Genomic DNA, 16,225 nt, shown 5'->3' with positions numbered 1-16,225 from the left:
GCGTGCGGGGTCGCCGCACAACCTCGTCAGTGGATCGCACCCTGCCTCCGGGCAGTAAGCGTGTACTACGGGACGACTGGAAACTAAGGAGAACTCGACCTTGCCGTCAACCCGTCGGCCGGGACAGCGAGATGGAATGTCCGGTTACCTACGCATACGGAGGCTGGGGTCTGCACCGGTAACTCGCTTGTTTCCTCAGATGTATTGACGACGAGGTTAAGCGGTTACTACGTTCCGGCACCATGACCGACACGGCAACCTCGCCGCCGGCGACGGCCGACCGGCAGCGCACCACGAGCCGGCCGGCGCGGCCCCCGCACCGGCGGCCCACGCTCTGGCAGCGCGTCAAACGCGACAAGGTGATGCTGCTGCTCACCCTGCCCGGCCTGCTGTACTTCCTGCTCTTCCACTATGTGCCGGTGCTCGGCTTCATGGTGGCCTTCCAGGACTACGAGCCCTACCTCGGCTATATGCACAGCCCCTGGGTGGGCCTGGACAACTTCACCGCCGTCCTCGCCGCCCCGAAGTTCTGGTCGGCCCTGGTCAACACCCTCGAGATCGCGGTCGTCCAGCTCGTCTTCTTCTTCCCCGTGCCGATCGCCCTCGCCCTGCTCCTGAACAGCGTGCTCAGCAGCAGGCTGCGCCGTTTCGTGCAGAGCGTGGTCTATCTCCCGCACTTCATCGGCTGGGTCATCATCGTCTCGGTCTTCCAGCAGATCCTGGGCGGCGCGGGCGTCGTACCCGACCTGCTGGACTCGGCGGGCCTGCCCCGCTACGACATGATGGGCGACCCCGAGGCGTTCCCCTGGCTGCTCACCCTGCAGCTGGTCTGGAAGGACGCCGGCTGGGGCACGATCATCATCCTCGCCGCGCTGCTGTCCATCGACCGCGGGCTGTACGAGGCGGCGGCCATCGACGGCGCGAACCGGTGGCGGCGGCTGTGGCACGTCACGCTCCCCGGCATCGCACCGGTGATCATCCTGCTGCTGATCCTCAACCTCGGGATGGTCCTGTCCGTCGGCTTCGAGCAGATCCTGCTCCAGCGCGACGCGGTCGGCCCCGACGCCGGCGAGGTGCTGGACACCTACGTCTACTACCACGGCGTCCGCGACAACCAGTGGGGCACCGCCTCCGCCGTCGGCCTGATCAAGGCCCTCGTCGGCACGGCCCTGGTGCTCGGCGCCAACAAGCTCGCCCACATCTTCGGCCACGAAGGGGTGTACCGCAGTGCGGACCGCTGAACAGTCCCTCCGCCCGCCGTGGATGGAGAAGCCGACCGTCCCCGGTACGGCACTGAAGGCCCTGGTGCTGACGGCGGTCGTGGCCGCCGTGGCGTACCCGCTGCTCGCCGTCGTCGGCACCAGCTTCGCCACCCAGACGGACATCATCAGGAGCGGCGGCCTCGTCCTGTGGCCCGACCACCCCACCCTGGACGCCTACCGCACCATCTTCAGCGGCGGCGTCGTCCTGCGCGCCCTGCTGGTCAGCGTGCTGGTGACGGTGGCCGGCACGGCGGCGAGCCTGCTGACGACGGTCGGCATGGCGTACGGGCTGTCCCGCCGCGACGTGCCGTTCTCCCGCTTCATCCTCATGACCGCGCTGTTCACGATGCTCTTCAATCCGGGCATCATCCCGAACTTCCTGCTGGTCAAGGAGCTCGGGCTGTACAACACCTTCGCCTCCCTCGTACTGCCCGCCCTGGTCAGCGCGTTCAACCTGGTCGTTCTGCGGTCGTTCTTCATGAACCTCCCGCAGGAGCTGTACGACGCGGCCAAGGTCGACGGCGCCGGCGACTTCCGCGTCCTCGCCCGTGTCGTGCTGCCGCTGTCCAAGGCCGTGATCGCCGTGATCAGCCTGTTCTACGCCGTCACGTACTGGAACGCCTTCTTCAACGCCCTGCTCTACCTCGACGACGCCGAGAAGTGGCCGCTGCCGATGGTGCTGCGCACCTTCGTGCTGCAGGGCCGCGCCCTGGAGGGGTCCGTGGCCGGGGAGGCGCTTGCGCCGCAGCAGGCCGTGCAGATGGCCGTGCTCGTGATCGCCGTCGTACCGATCCTGCTCGTCTACCCCTTCCTGCAGCGCTACTTCACCAAGGGCGTCCTCACCGGCGCCGTCAAGGGCTGAAGCGGCGCCGCCCCCTGCTCCGTCACCCCCCTCGCCCCGTTCCCCTCTTCCAAGGAGACCCCAGGTGTCGAGCCCCACCCCGCGCAACGCCCCCAGCGCCACACCCCTGAACCGCCGCTCCCTGCTGCGCCTCGGCCTCGGCGCCGGTCTCGGACTGGCCGCGGCCCCCCTCCTCGCGGCCTGCGGCGACGGCGGCACCACGGCCAAGGCCGAGGCGAAGAGCGCCGCCCTGCTGCCGAAGACCACCCCGCGCAACATCGGCCTCACACCCGACCTCCCGGGCACCGCCGACGGCATCCCCAACGGCTACTTCACCTACCCGGCGAAGCCGGCCCGCTCCGTCAAGGGCGCCCCGCTGAAGGGCGCCGGCACGGTACGGGCCACCCTCCAGACGTACGCGCCGCCGCCCCCGGCCCGGGACAAGAACGCCGCCTGGAAGGCCATCGAGGAGCGGCTCGGCGGGCAGGTCGACATCACGATCGTCCCGGCCGACGACTACCCGACGAAGTTCTCCACCATGGTCGCCGGCGACAACGTCGCCGACATCTTCATGTACCCGGAGTCCGGCGGCGCCGACAACAAGGCCGCGTTCCTCGCCGCCACCTGCGCCGACCTCACCCCGTACCTCGCCGGCACCAAGGTGAACGACTACCCGAACCTCGCCGCCATCACGGAACCGGCCTGGCAGGGCGGCATCTTCGGCGGCAAGCTCTACGGCGTCCCCATCTCCCGCACCGGATCCGGCGGCGCCGGCTTCTACCGCCACGACCTCTTCGCTCAGGCCGGTGTCACCAGCCTCGACGACATCGCGGACCTGCCCGCCTTCGTGGAGCTGTGCAAGGAGCTGACCCGGCCCAAGGAGGACCAGTACGCGATCAGCGCCGGCGTCACGAACCTGCTGGCGATGTCGGCCGGGGCCCCCTACTCCTGGCGGCTGGACAAGGCCAGCGGGAAGTTCACCCTGGACCTGGAGACGGAGGAGTACCGCAGCGCCGTCGAGACCGCCCGCGAGCTGTACGAGGCCGGCTGCTACTACCCCGGCTCGCTCGCCATGTCCGGCGCGCAGAAGGAGAAGTACACCGGCTTCTTCAAGAACGGCAAGGCGGCCTACGTCTACGACGGCATGCCCGGCTACCTCGCCCCCAGCACCGGCTACCGGGCCGCGATGGCCGCCGTGGACGCGAAGTTCGACCCGCGCCCGATGACCCCGATCGGCTCCTCGGCCGTCGCCTGGCCGGACAACGTGGCCCTCTCGTACGTCTTCGTCAAGAAGGCCGACGGCAAGCGCGTCAAGCAGCTGCTGGGCCTGGCGGACTTCGCCGCCGCCCCGTTCGGCAGCGAGGAGTACACGCTGATCAACTTCGGCGTGGAGGGCACCGACTTCACCCGCGACGCCAAGGGCAACCCGGTGCTGACCGAGCAGGGCGCGCTGGACGTGTCCGTCCCGTGGAAGTTCCTGGCCTCCGCCGTCCCGGCCGTCTTCGACGCGGCCTCCGAGGACGGCGTGCGGTACGTCCATGAGGCGTACACGAAGCTCGTCCCGAAACTGATCCCGAACGACCACGCCGCCTACTCCTCGCCCACCTGGGACTCCAAGAGCGCGGGCAGCCTGTTCACCCTGAAGTCGGACGGCCTGAAGGACATCATCTCCGGCCGCAAGCCCATGAGCGCCTACGACGACCTGGTCAAGGACTATCTGGCGCAGGGCGGCGAGCAGGCCCGCACCGAGTTCCAGGACGCGCTGCAGCAGGGCAAGGGGGCGGCCAAGTGACGACCTTCGACCGCCGCCGCGCCCTCACCCTGGGCGCCGCCACCGCCGCCGCCCTCGCCACCGGGACCGCCGCCGCCCGCGCCGAGGCGCCCACGCCCACCCCCGGCACGCCGGGACTCGGCGACCCCCTCTTCCCGACGCTGGGCAACGGCGGCTACCACGTCACGCACTACGACCTGACCTTCGACTTCACCCCGTCCAGCTACGACTTCACCGGCGTGGTGACGATGAACGCCCAGGCCACCCAGGACCTCTCGGCGTTCAACCTGGACACCGACGGGCACGTCATCGACGCCGTCACCGTCGACGGCCGGCCCGCCGGGTGGCAGCTCGGCACCGGCGCCTCCGGTCAGGAGCTCACCGTCACCCCGGCCGCCCCCCTCCTGGACCGGACCCCCTTCACCGTCGAGGTCCGCTACCGCGGCAACGGCAAGGCCCCGCGCGCGGGACTCACCGGCTGGAACTTCGGCACCGACGGCGGCTTCGCGGCCGCCGCCCAGTCCTCCCGCGCCGACACCTTCCTCCCCTGCAACGACCACCCCTCCGACAAGGCCACCTGGACCTTCCACATCAGCGCCCCCGAGGGCTACGTCGCCGCCGCCAACGGCGAGCTGACCGGCAAGACCCCCCGCGCCGACGGCAGTACGGTCTGGCACTTCGCCCTGCGCGAGAAGATGGCCACCGAACTGCTCGGCATCGCGGTGGTCAAGGGCACCTACCTGTACGGCACCAGCCGCACCGGACTGCGGCTGCGGCACGTCGTACCGCAGGGCCAGGAGGAGAAGTACGCGCCGATCGTGGAGCGGACCCCGGACCATCTGGACTGGCTGGAGCGGAAGTTCGGCCGCTACCCGTTCAGCGTCTACGGCCTGCACATCTACGACGGCTACAAGGCGGCCCTGGAGAACCAGACGCTGTCGCTGTTCGCCACCGCCTGGTTCAAGCTCAGCGCCGCCGGCCACCCGACGTACGAGAACACCATGATCCACGAGCTGGTCCACCAGTGGTACGGCGACTCCGTCACCCCGAAGGACTGGCAGCAGGCCTGGCTCAACGAGGGCCCGGCCGTGTACTACCAGCGCCTGTACAGCGCCGAGCGGGGCTGGGAGGACTTCGAGGCGCAGATGAAGACGATCTACGAGAAGCTCGGCCCGGACCGCGCCCTGAACGGCCCGCCCGGACTGCCCAAGGCCCTCGGCGGCTTCAACATCTACTCCGGCGGGGCGCTCGTGCTGTACGCGCTGCGCCGCCGGGTCGGGGACACGAGGTTCGACCAGATCATGAAGGTCTGGCCGCAGCGCTTCCGCGACGACTGCGTCGGCAGCGAGGACTTCATCCGGCACGTCGTCGACCTGACCGCCGACCCGGCGCTGGACACCTTCCTGCGAGACTGGCTCTTCGGTTCCACCAACCCGCCGATGCCCGGCCATCCCGACTGGACGGTACCCACGACGTGACCGACGACCTTCGTCTGGGCGTGCTCGGCTTCGGCCTGCGCTCCAGCCTCGCCCTGACCGCGCACCGCCCCGGCGAAGGCTCCGCGGTGACGGCCGTGGCCGATCCCGACCCGGCCGCCCTGGCGGCGGCCGGGGACCGCCTCCCCGGGTCGGCCCTGCACACCGACCACCGGCGGGTGCTGGACGACCCCGAGGTCGACGCGGTCCTCGTCCTCACCCCCGACCACACGCACGCCGACCTCGCCTGCGCGGCGCTGCGCGCGGGCAAGCCGGTGCTGGTCGAGAAGCCCCTCGACATCACCGTCGAGCGGTGCGACGAGATCCTGCGCACCGCGTACGAGACCGGCACCCGGCTGTACATCGGCCACAACATGCGGCACATGCCCGTCGTACGCCTGATGCGCGAGCTGATCTCGCGGGGGGCGGTCGGGAACGTACGGACGGTGTGGGTGCGGCACTTCGTCGGATACGGCGGCGACTGGTACTTCAAGGACTGGCACGCCGAGCGCCGCCACACCACGGGCCTGCTGCTGCAGAAGGCCGCACACGACCTGGACGTCGTGCACTGGCTGGCCGGCGGGTACGCCGCCGAGGTGCAGGCGCTCGGCGACCTCATGGTGTACGGTGCCAACCCGCACCGCCGCGCCCCCGGCGAGCCCAAGCACGACGACTGGTACACCAAGGACGGCCACTGGCCGCCCGCCACGCAGCGCGGGCTGAACCCGGTGATCGACGTCGAGGACGTGTCGCTGCTCAACATGCGGCTGGACAACGGGGTGCTGGCGGCGTACCAGCAGTGCCACTTCACCCCCGACTACTGGCGCAACTACACCGTCATCGGCGACGCGGGTCGGCTGGAGAACTTCGGCGACGGCCCCGGCGGCCGCGTGCAGGTCTGGAACTCCCGGCGCTCCGGCTACCGCGCCGACGCCGACGAGGTCCACGAGATCCCCGCCGCCCAGGACTCCGCCGGCCACGGGGGCGCGGACCCCCTGCTGATCGACGAGTTCGTACGCTTCGTCCGCGACGGCGGTACGACGGACACCTCGCCGGTCGCCGCCCGGATGGCGGTGGCGGCCGGGGTCCGGGCCACGGAGTCCCTGCGCGACGGCGGGACCCCGCGGCCGGTGCCGGCCCCGGACCCGGAGCTGGCGGCGTACTTCGCCCGGGGGCAGGTGCGCTGACCGCGTTCTCAGCGGTGGAGTTGCCCTGCCCAGTCCTGCGGGACGCGGCCGGCCGGTCCGGGGGAGGGCTGGTCGGCCGGGTGGCTGACCGGCGGGGCGAGGGCGGGGCCGGACTCGTACAGGGTGTCGGAGGCGTAGTCCCAGAACCAGTCCTCGCCCGGCTCGAAGCTCTGCACCAGCGCGTGCCCCGAGGACTTGAAGTGGGCGGTGGCGTGCTGGGCCGGCGAGGAGTCGCAGCAGCCGACGTGGCCGCACTGCGCGCAGCGCCGCAGATGGAACCACCAGCCGCCGACCGCGTCGCAGTCCGTGCAGCCGTCGCCGCTCGGCGCGGCGGTCGGGTCGATGCCGTCGGTCTCGGTCATGCGGGCTCCTCGCTGTTCTCGTTCTCGTTCTCGTTCTCGGCCTCGGTCTGCGGGGCGGTCAGCGGCAGCAGTACCTGGAACCGGGTGTCGCCCGGGGCGGACTCGAACTGCAGGGCGCCGCGGTGCTTGTTGACGACGATCCGCCAGGAGATGTCGAGACCGAGACCGGTTCCCTCACCGACCGGCTTGGTGGTGAAGAAGGGGTCGAAGACACGGCTGCGGATCTCCGGCGGGATACCGGTGCCCGTGTCGCGGAACTCCACCAGCAGCCGGTCGCCCTCCTTGGCCGTGCGCACCGTCAGGGTGCCGTCGCCGCCGGTGGCGCGGATGGCGGCCACCGCGTTGTCGATGAGGTTCGTCCACACCTGGTTCAGCTCCGCCGGATAGGCGGGCACGGCCGGCAGGGAGCGGTCGTACTCCTTGACCACCCGGACCCCGGGGCCGATCTTGCCGGACAGCATGAGCAGGGTGCTGTCGAGGAGTTCGTGCACGTCGACGTCGCGGTGCGGGGCCCGGTCGAGCTGGGCGTACTGCTTGGCCGCGTCGACCAGATGGGAGATCCGGGTGGTGGAGTCGGCGATCTCGTCCATCAGCAGCTCGGTCTCGACCGTGTAGTTCAGCCAGCCGACGGCCCCCGGCAGGATGTCCTCGGGCACGGTCGCCGCGACCTGCTCCAGCCAGTCCGTGTCCAGGCCCGCCTGGACGAAGACGGGCGCGATGCGCCAGCCCTCCGCGATGCCGTGGTCCTCCAGCCAGTCGCTGAGCTCGTCCTCCCGGTCGGACGCCTCCAGCGGGCTCAGCGCCGGTGCCTTGGCGACGCGTTCGGCGGTGCGCTCCTGGATCTCGATGAGCTCGGCGAGCGCCTCCCGGGAGTAGGGGCCCTGTGCGATGACGGCCAGCTTGTGCCGCATCTTGCCGACCCGCTCCCGCAGCGTGGCGGTGGCGCGGACGGCGGCCGCGGCCGGGTTGTTCAGCTCGTGGGTGAGCCCGGCGGACAACGAACCGAGCGCCAGCAGGCGTTCACGGTGCCCGATGGCGCGCTGGGTGTTCCGGGAGCCGAAGAAGAGCCCCTCCAGCAGATGCGCCGCCATCGGGAACCACTCCCGCATGACGTACGCGAACGACTCCGCCGGCAGCACGAAGAAGCGGGTGGGCTCGGTCACCCGCATGGAGTTGGTGTACTTCTGCGGCACCCGGTCGCCCAGATACGCCTGCATGGCGCCCGCGTACACCCCGCGCTGCGAGGTGCGGCTGACCTCCACGTCGTCGCCGCCGACCTTGCGGTACAGCACGACGGTGCCCTCGATCATGACGTAGAAGCAGGTGGCCTCGTCGCCCTCGGTGTACACCGGACCGGGGTCGAACCGCTCCACCCGTCCCTCGGCGCACAGCCGCCCCAGCTGCTCCTGGGTGAGCTTCTCGAACAGGAACAGCGAGCCGATCTCCTGCGGGTCGCAGGGCAGCGGGTGCCCGCTCACGACTGCTCCAGATAGCGGTGGACGAGCATGACGGCCATGGCTCCCTCTCCTACGGCGGAGGCGACACGTTTCGCGGACTCGGCGCGGGCGTCGCCCGCCACGAACACCCCGGGGATGTTCGTCTCCAGGTGGTAGGGCGGCCGGTCCAGCTCCCATTCGGCGGGCGGCCGTCCGTCCGGGGTGAGGTCCGGCCCGGCGAGGATGAAGCCGTGCTCGTCCCGCAGCACCGTCCCCTCCAGCCAGTCGGTCAGCGGGGCCGCGCCGATGAACACGAACATCCACTGGGTGTCGACCTCTTCGGTGCCGCCGGTCACCGTGTCCCGCAGCGTCAGCCGCTCCAGATGGTCCGCGCCGTGCGCCTGCTCGACGACGGTGCGCGGCCGTACGGTGATGTTCGGCGCCTCCTCGATCTGCTGGATCAGGTAGTGCGACATCGACGCCGCCAGCGACTCGCCGCGCACCAGCAGCGTCACCGACTTCGCACCCCGGGCCAGATACATCGCCGCCTGCCCGGCGGAGTTCGCGCCACCGACGATGTACACGTCGTGCCCCTCACACGAGGACGCCTCGGTGAGGGAGGAGCCGTAGTACACGCCGCGGCCGGTCAGGTCGGCGCAGCCCGCCGCCCCGAGCTGGCGGTAGGACACGCCGGTCGCGAGGATCACGCTGTGCGCGGCGATCGCCGAGCCGTCGGAGAAGCGTACGACGCGGGCGGCGCCGTTGACCTCCAGCCCGGTGACCTCGCGCGCGGTGAGGATCTCGGCGCCGAAGCGGCTCGCCTGGCGGCGGGCGCGGTCGGTGAGCTGGGCGCCGGACACGCCGTCGGGGAAGCCGAGGTAGTTCTCGATCCGGGAGCTCTGCCCGGCCTGCCCGCCGGTCGCCGACCGCTCGACCAGCACCGTCCGCAGGCCCTCGGAGGCCCCGTACACCGCGGAGCCGAGCCCGGCCGGGCCGCCGCCGATGACGACGAGGTCGTAGAAGTCCGCGGCCGGCTGTGTCGCGAGCCCCACCCGGGCGGCGAGCTCCGGCGTCTCCGGCTCGACCAGCGCGGTGCCGTCCGGCGTGATGACCAGGGGCAGCGCCCGCCTGTCCGCCCCGGCCGCGTCGAGCAGCCGCTGCCCCTCCGGCTCGTCGGAGGAGTACCAGCGGTACGGCACCTGGTTGCGGGCCAGGAACTCCCGTACGTCGGAGGAGCGGGCCGACCAGCGGTGGCCGACGACCTTGGTGGCGGGCACCGGCCGGTAGTCGCTGGAGCGCCAGGCCGTGATGAGGTCGTCGAGGACCGGGTAGAGCTTCTCCTCCGGCGGGTCCCAGGGCTTGAGCAGGTAGTGGTCGAGGTCGACAACGTTGATCGCGTCGATGGCCGCGCCCGTGTCGGCGTACGCCGTCAGCAGCACGCGCCGCGCGCCCGGGTACACGCCGATGGCCTGCTCGAGGAACTCGATGCCGTTCATCTGGGGCATGCGGTAGTCGGCGAGGATGACGGCCACCAGATCGCCGCGCAACTTCAGCTCGCGCAGCGCCTCCAGCGCGGACTCGCCGGACTCGGCGCGCACGATCCGGTAGCCGCCGCCGTAGCGCCGCCGCAGATCGCGGGCGATGGCGCGGGAGACCCCCGGGTCGTCGTCCACGGTCAGGATGACGGTCCGCGCCGCGTCTGTGGCCTGTGCCATTCTTCTCCGCTCTGCGTGCTCCCGGCGTCCGGCACGACGGGCTGCCCGTGCCGGTTTTCGTTCATCGTATGCGTGATCGCGTGGCTTCACTCCGATAGCCGGGGGGCTGTTCCCCGGCGGGAGAGTCTCGGGGGATGACCATCGCTCGTCCCGCCGCGGTCGACGTCTACGGTCGGCGCGCCCGTGCCACCCTCGACCGGGACACCCTCGTCATCCGCTGCGTAACCCCCGACGTCCGGGTGAAGGCGGCCGGGGATCCCTCACAATGGGCCATCTGGGGTGCCGGCCGTGCGCCGGCGTTGTGTGCGCGGGGGGAGAATCCGGTGTTCGGAATCATCAGGCCTTGCCGTCATCGCCTCGGCGAGGGGCTGCGTACCGAGTGGATGGCGCATCTGTGCGGCCTGTGCCTGACGTTGCGCAGCGAGTACGGGCAGTTCGCGAGGGTCGCCACCAACTACGACGGCCTCATCGTCTCGGTGCTGACCGAGGCGCAGTCGGAGCGGACCGGCGACTGGCGGCGGGGTGCCGGTCCGTGCCCGCTGCGCGGGATGCGGTCGGCGGACGTGGCCCAGGGGGAGGGTGCGAGGCTGGCGGCCACGGTGTCGCTGGTGCTCGCCGCGGCGAAGATCCGCGATCACATGGCCGACGGTGACGGCCTGTTGGGGCGCCGCCCGGTGAAGGTGGCGGCACGCCGGATCGCCCAGGGCTGGGACCGGGCGGGCGCCGCGGGCGGTCAACGGCTCGGCTTCGACACCGCGGTGCTGCTGACGGCGCTGGAGCGCCAGCCGGAGATCGAGCGGCTGACCGGCCCCGGCGGCTCGCTGCTGACGGTCACCGAGCCCACGGAGACGGCGACCGCCGCCGCCTTCGCCCACACCGCGGTGCTCACCGGCCGGCCGGACAACGCGGGACCGCTGGCGGAGGCCGGCCGGCTGTTCGGCCGGCTGGCGCATCTGCTCGACGCGGTGGAGGACCTGGACACCGATGAGGCGTCCGGCGCCTGGAATCCGATCGCCGTGACCGGCGCGGACCGCGCCGAGGTACGCCGGCTCTGCGACGACGCCGTCCACGGGATCCGGCTCGCGCTGTCGGAGGCGGTGTTCGTCGACGACCGGCTGGTACGCGCGCTGCTGGGCGGTGAGCTGGAGCGTGCCGTCGACCGGGTCTTCCGCCCTCGGCACCGGCATGCCCCCGAGGGAGCGTCGGGCCGGTCGTCGGAGGGGCGGTGCCGGCGGTGCGGCGAGTGGCGGCGGCTGTGCGGCCAGTGCGGGTTGTGCTCCAACTGCTGCCGCTGCGACGACGACTCGGGCCCGGATGACGCGGAGCCGCCGCAGTTCGGCGACGGCGACGGCAGCGGCGGGGGCGGTTCGAGCCGGGACAGCTCCGGCAGGGACGGCTCCGGCGGCGAGGGGTGGTTCAGCGGCCGGGGTGGCGGCCAGTCGGGCGGCTCCGGCGGAGGCCACTCGGGCGGCTCCTCCGGCGGTTCGGGCGGCGGCCATGGCTTCGGCGGTTCGGGCGACGGCTGCTGCGGCGGCGGTGGCTGCGGCAATCCGTGCAAGTGCTGCTGCGATTGCTGCGACTGAACGCGCTGATGAGGCCGGCCCTCGGATAAGGCCGGCGGAGCTCTACGGGCGCTCGAAGAATTGGAGGACGCCACCGAGGGAGAAGCACAGCGCGCCGGTCAGGGTGCCCCAGTTGGCGATGTCGATGTTGACCGGGCTGCCGGTGACCGGCCGGGTGTACGCGGCGAGGGCCGAGACCATGAACAGGACGGACCCGAGCTGGTTCACCGCGACGATCCACCAGCCGAGGCTGCGCGGGAGCAGACGGGGCCTGCCGTGGCAGGCCTCGACCAGGGCGAGGTGCCCGGAGGCCAGGAACAGCACACAGCCCACCACGTCGGGTACCCAGATCAGCCGGTTGACCTGGTGAACGTCCAGTCCCTGGAGGAAGGAGTCCAGCAGGTTGACGCCGAACACCAGGGTGCCGGTGAACAGGAGGAAGACGCTCAGCCAGTCCACCCGCGTCGGCTCGTAGCTCCACCACCGCCAGCGGCGGGTGACCAGTGCCTGGCCGCCGACCACGTGGCGGGGCGCGTTGATCACCTGCAGCAGTGAGGCGTAGCCGCCGGTGTTGAAGAACAGACCGCCGGCGAAGTAGATCGAGGCGAGCTCGGTCGCGTCGCCGGAGCCGAACTGGGCGACGCCGGCACCGGCCGCGAAGAGGGCCCCGCCGATGACGAAGGCGGTCGCGGCCACGACGTTGAGCCTGCGCAGGCGGCGCACCGCCACCTCGTCGGCACGAACACGACGGCCGGCCCGCGAGCCCGGTGCCGGGACGGTGAGGATTCCGCGGCGCCGCGCGAGCCGCGACTCCCAGACCGCCTCCCCGCCACCGGGTAGACGCCAGGTGACCCGGGTGGTGAACGGTCCCGCGCCCTCGGCGCGCTGCTCGGCATACCTCACGGCCCGAGACTAGACGGCCGTACATGCCTCCTTCCGGTGCAACGCCGACACGGTCCACACCCGCGGGCACCTCCGGTGCCGGCCGAGCGGCCCTGCGCATCTCCGGCCCGCCGGCTCGCTGTCCCGCAGCTCAGGCGAGGACGTTGACGGCACGGGCGACCACGAGCCCGAGAATGAGCAGGGAGACGAGGGACTGGATGCCCATGGCGATCTTGGCCCAGGGGGCCAGCGGCATGACGTCGGTGGGGCTGAAGGCGGTGGCGTTGGTGAGCGCGAGGTACAGGTAGTCGATGAAGCGGGGCCGCCAGTCGGCGCTGCTCAGCCGCGGCTCGAAGTGCTGGGGGAAGGCGAGCGCGGGCGTGGCCGGCATGTGGTGGGCCCGGGCGGCGGCCCCACCGCTGTCGAGCTCGAAGTACAGCAGGGAGAAGGCGAGGACGGTGCAGGCCCACACCGTGCCGCCGATCTGCAGCAGGCTGACGGCGGAGCTGGTCTCCGACCCGGCATGGAGGATGTCGTCGACCAGCTGAACGGTCGACCAGACGGCGCTGAAGGCCAGAACCCCCACCAGAGCGATCGACATCGTCCGCAGGGCGGCCGAGCGCCGGTCGATCCGGCCCGGGTCGCCGGCGATGAGCGCCAGCAGAAGCAGTCCCTCGACGGCAGGGATGACCCAGCGAGGCGCCATACGGAAGTCGTCGGGGAGCAGGACGGTCAGCCCCATGGCGGTGAGGACGGCCAGCGCCATCGGCCAGCGGGCCTCGCCGGAGGTCTCGTTCGGGCTCGGGCTCCCGGTCGGCTCGGGAGTGCGTCCGGTCACGATGGCGGCCCCAACGGTCGAGTGCGGAGTGAATGGCGCTGTCCAGCCCTCAGAAGGTACGGCCGGCCGGCGGGCGGGCGTCGGATCTCACGCGCGGCGCGCGACACCGGGACCCCACCGCGAGAACCGGCTGCCTGTGTCAGGCGGGGGCGGAACCCCGGCGCCGGAACGCGGCGTCTGTACCGTCGCGGCGTTCCCGCGTCGCTCACCTGCTCGACTGGCAGGGCGCTTCGCCGCCGGTATAGCGTCTGCGCAACTGCCGAGGAGCAGGCGGCAGTTGTTACGTGGGCACATTCGGGGGACAGATGTCGGATCAGCAACCCAAACCACCCTATACGCCAACATCGGGCGATGCGGCCCTGAAGGTGGCGGGCGCGAACGCGCTGCAGGCGTCCGACCCGGTGCGGGTCGGTCCGTACGCGCCGCTCGGGCTGCTCGGCAGCGGCGGCATGGGGCGGGTCTATCTCGCCCGCCCGGCGGACGACCGGCCGGGGCTCGCGGCGGTGAAGGTGATCCGGCCCGAGTACGCCGAGGACGCCGAGTTCCGGCGGCGGTTCGAGCGGGAGGCCGCCGTGCACGGCCGGGTCCGCACCCCGCACGCGCCGATGCTGCTGGGCACCGGGTTCCACGACGGCGTGCTGTGGATGGCGACGCAGTACGTGCCCGGGATCAACCTCGCCGAGGCCGTCCGCGAGTCCGGCCGGCTGGGGACGTCCGGCCTGTGGCGGCTGATCGCCGAGCTGGGCCGCGCCCTGACGGCGCTGGGCGTCGCGGGCGTCGTCCACCGCGACCTCAAACCGTCCAACGTCCTGCTGTCGCCCGACGGCGCGCACGTCATCGACTTCGGGATCTCGCAGGCCGCCGACAGTTCCTCCATCACCGTGTCGGGCAGCCGGGTCGGCACGCCCGCGTACATGTCGCCCGAGTATCTGCGCGACGGACGCTGCGACGCCGCCTCCGACGTCTTCTCCCTCGCGGGCACGGTCATCTACGCCGCCACCGGGCGCTCGCCCTTCGGTGACGGCACCGGCGTCGACGTCATGCACCGGGTCGCCTTCGAGGAGCCCCGGGCCGAGGTCATGGGGCAGGTCGCCGCCGTCGACGCGACGCTGGCGGACCTGCTCGCCGCGTGCCTGGCCAAGGACCCCGCCGCGCGGCTCACCGCCGCGCAGCTGACGGACGTGGCCGCCGCGCGGGCCGCGGGCGTGGAGTGGCCGGAGCCGCTGAACGGCCGGCTGCGGGCCCGTAAGCAGGCGCGCGAGGTGCTGGAGCAGGCCACGGTCCAGCAGACGGACCATCTGCGCACCCCCACGATGCGCGTGACACCGGGTGCCCCGATCGCGGGGTTCGGCCCGCCGCCGGGCGCGCCGCAGGGTACGTACGGACCGCCGGCCCCGGCCGGGGCGTACGGCCCGGGTGCGGCGCCGGGCCCGGGCACACCCCCGGGCGCCTACTCCCCGGGCACACCCCCCGGCGCCTACGGCCAGCCGACCGCCCACGCCATGCCCGGCTCCTCGGGGGCGTACGGCGGGATGCCGCCGTACCCCGGCGACACCGGTACGACCGAGGCGCACGGGGCCCGCGGGCGGCGGGGCCGCGGGAAGACGATCGCGGCCGTCGTGGCGGGCGTCGCGGTGTGCGCGGTGGCGGTCGGCGCGTTCCAGCTCACCCGCCAGCCCGCCGACGAGCACCCCAACGCCGGGGCGACGTCCTCCGCGACGGCCACCCCGTCCGACGGGGAGACGTCGGCGTCACCCAGCGCCTCGGCCTCGTCCGGCGACGGCAAGAAGAAGAAGGACAAGGCGTCCGCGTCCCCGAGCGGCACGGCGACGTCCGGCGACGGCACGGGCGGCTCCGGCGCCTCGGCCGACCCGACGGCCACGTCCGGCGGCTCGGGTTCCGGCGGCTCGGGCTCGGGCGGCACCACGGGAGGCACCACGGCGAGCCCGTCCCCCGGGCAGTCCTCGACGGCGCCCACGACGCCGCCGTGGATCTCCCAGTGCACGTACTACTACGGCACCGAGAACACCGTGCAAGGCGATACGGGCCAGCGCGTCGTCCAGCTCCAGTGCATGCTCACCAAGCGCGGCTACAGCATCGGGTCGGCGGGCGTGGACGGCGAGTTCGGCTCGTACACCCTCGCCGCGGTCAAGCGCTTCCAGACGGCGAAGGGCATCGTCGTGGACGGCGAGGTGGGCCCGCAGACCTGGGGGGCCCTGCGTACGACGACATGAGACCATGTGCAGGTCACAGCCGACGCCAGGGGACACCGTGCGACTCAGAGTGGAATTCACGACCGAGCCCTTCGACCTCGACGTAGCGCCGCCGCATGCCGTCGTGGCGCGGGAGGTCGTGGAGTCGGCAGCGCTGGACGCCGTGGACGTGGGGCCCTTCGGCAACACCGCCGAGGGCGGCGCCGACGCCGTGCTGACGGCGGTGGACCAGCTGCTGCGCAAGGCGCTGGCGGCCGGTGCCACCCGGGTCTCGCTCCAGGTCAACGTGATCGGGGAGGGCGAGGCGTGAGCGAGGAGGCGGGGCACCCGTTCGTGGCGGCGGTCAAGCCGCTCGTCGACGCCATGGGTGGCGAGCTGGTGCCCGCGGCGGAGGCCAAGGGCGACGACGTGGTGCTCTCCTGGGAGGGCGCGGACGTCGTCGCCGTACGACTGCCCCATCTGTCCGATTCGCTCGACCACATCCTGGCCGACCTCGAGCGGCGGCACGGGATGCCGCTCGCGGAGCTCGACCGCAAGACGAAGCAGCAGGTGGTGCGGATCCTGGAGACCCGCGGCGCCTTCTCCGTACGCCATGGCGTCGAGACGGTGGCCGCGGCACTGGGTGTCAGCCGCTTCACCGTCTACAACTATCTGAACCGGGAGAACGCGGCCAAGGGCTGA

Annotated in this window: 14 protein-coding genes; 9 read left to right on the top strand and 5 right to left on the bottom strand. The window is 72.1% G+C overall.

What is annotated here, in order from left to right; translation table 11 throughout:
* Window positions 1-242 precede the first annotated feature (242 nt).
* The 5 genes from AB0M28_RS03330 (at window position 243) to AB0M28_RS03310 (ending at window position 6,536) form a co-directional block, all read left to right on the top strand.
* Window positions 243-1,241, top strand: coding sequence for an ABC transporter permease subunit (locus AB0M28_RS03330; protein WP_365396907.1), 999 nt, complete (start codon window positions 243-245; stop codon window positions 1,239-1,241).
* 22 nt (window positions 1,242-1,263) lie between these two features.
* Window positions 1,264-2,124 carry a carbohydrate ABC transporter permease gene (locus AB0M28_RS03325; protein WP_365397087.1) on the top strand — a complete coding sequence of 287 codons (861 nt, stop codon included), beginning with the start codon at window positions 1,264-1,266 and terminating at the stop codon, window positions 2,122-2,124.
* A 64-nt stretch (window positions 2,125-2,188) separates the two neighbouring features.
* Window positions 2,189-3,895, top strand: coding sequence for an extracellular solute-binding protein (locus AB0M28_RS03320; RefSeq protein WP_365396904.1), 1,707 nt, complete (start codon window positions 2,189-2,191; stop codon window positions 3,893-3,895).
* Window positions 3,892-5,352, top strand: a complete 1,461-nt coding sequence (locus AB0M28_RS03315) for a M1 family metallopeptidase (protein WP_365396902.1) — start codon at window positions 3,892-3,894, stop codon at window positions 5,350-5,352. Before AB0M28_RS03320 ends, AB0M28_RS03315 begins: the two co-directional genes overlap by 4 nt.
* Window positions 5,349-6,536: a Gfo/Idh/MocA family oxidoreductase gene (locus AB0M28_RS03310; RefSeq protein WP_365396899.1), complete on the top strand. Its 1,188-nt coding sequence runs from the start codon at window positions 5,349-5,351 to the stop codon at window positions 6,534-6,536. Before AB0M28_RS03315 ends, AB0M28_RS03310 begins: the two co-directional genes overlap by 4 nt.
* Window positions 6,537-6,544: 8 nt before the next feature.
* On the opposite strand, the gene AB0M28_RS03305 is transcribed toward AB0M28_RS03310, so the two are convergent.
* From AB0M28_RS03305 to AB0M28_RS03295, 3 genes are read right to left on the bottom strand one after another with little or no spacing between them, the layout of a single operon-like run.
* Window positions 6,545-6,898, bottom strand: coding sequence for a UBP-type zinc finger domain-containing protein (locus AB0M28_RS03305; protein ID WP_365396896.1), 354 nt, complete (start codon window positions 6,896-6,898; stop codon window positions 6,545-6,547).
* Window positions 6,895-8,376, bottom strand: a complete 1,482-nt coding sequence (locus AB0M28_RS03300; RefSeq protein WP_365396893.1) for an ATP-binding protein — start codon at window positions 8,374-8,376, stop codon at window positions 6,895-6,897. Before AB0M28_RS03300 ends, AB0M28_RS03305 begins: the two co-directional genes overlap by 4 nt.
* Window positions 8,373-10,049 (bottom strand): FAD-dependent oxidoreductase, encoded by a 1,677-nt coding sequence (locus AB0M28_RS03295; protein WP_365396890.1) that lies wholly within the window; start codon window positions 10,047-10,049, stop codon window positions 8,373-8,375. The genes AB0M28_RS03300 and AB0M28_RS03295 overlap by 4 nt, the downstream gene beginning before the upstream one ends.
* A 323-nt stretch (window positions 10,050-10,372) precedes the next feature.
* Between AB0M28_RS03295 and AB0M28_RS03290 the strand changes: the two genes are divergently transcribed.
* Complete coding sequence (locus AB0M28_RS03290; RefSeq protein ID WP_365396887.1) at window positions 10,373-11,632, top strand: DUF5685 family protein; 1,260 nt, start codon at window positions 10,373-10,375, stop codon at window positions 11,630-11,632.
* A 42-nt stretch (window positions 11,633-11,674) separates the two neighbouring features.
* Here the strand turns inward: AB0M28_RS03290 and AB0M28_RS03285 are convergent, their stop codons facing one another.
* On the bottom strand, window positions 11,675-12,514 hold the full coding sequence (locus AB0M28_RS03285) for a hypothetical protein (protein WP_365396884.1): 840 nt from the start codon (window positions 12,512-12,514) through the stop codon (window positions 11,675-11,677).
* A gap of 130 nt (window positions 12,515-12,644) precedes the next feature.
* Window positions 12,645-13,331, bottom strand: a complete 687-nt coding sequence (locus tag AB0M28_RS03280; protein ID WP_365396881.1) for a hypothetical protein — start codon at window positions 13,329-13,331, stop codon at window positions 12,645-12,647.
* 305 nt (window positions 13,332-13,636) lie between these two features.
* On the opposite strand from AB0M28_RS03280, the gene AB0M28_RS03275 reads away from it, so the two are divergent.
* From AB0M28_RS03275 to AB0M28_RS03265, 3 genes are read left to right on the top strand one after another with little or no spacing between them, the layout of a single operon-like run.
* A complete protein-coding gene (locus AB0M28_RS03275) occupies window positions 13,637-15,565 on the top strand; it encodes a protein kinase (protein WP_365396878.1) in 1,929 nt (642 codons plus the stop codon).
* Window positions 15,566-15,602: 37 nt separating this feature from the next.
* A complete protein-coding gene (locus AB0M28_RS03270) occupies window positions 15,603-15,854 on the top strand; it encodes a hypothetical protein (RefSeq protein WP_365396875.1) in 252 nt (83 codons plus the stop codon).
* Entirely contained in the window at window positions 15,851-16,225 is a 375-nt protein-coding gene (locus AB0M28_RS03265) for a helix-turn-helix domain-containing protein (RefSeq protein WP_365396872.1), read from the top strand. Before AB0M28_RS03270 ends, AB0M28_RS03265 begins: the two co-directional genes overlap by 4 nt.

The sequence above is a fragment of the Streptomyces sp. NPDC051940 genome, assembly GCF_040680895.1.
Lineage (GTDB): Bacteria > Actinomycetota > Actinomycetes > Streptomycetales > Streptomycetaceae > Streptomyces.
This window is presented reverse-complemented; position numbering and strand designations above follow the sequence as displayed.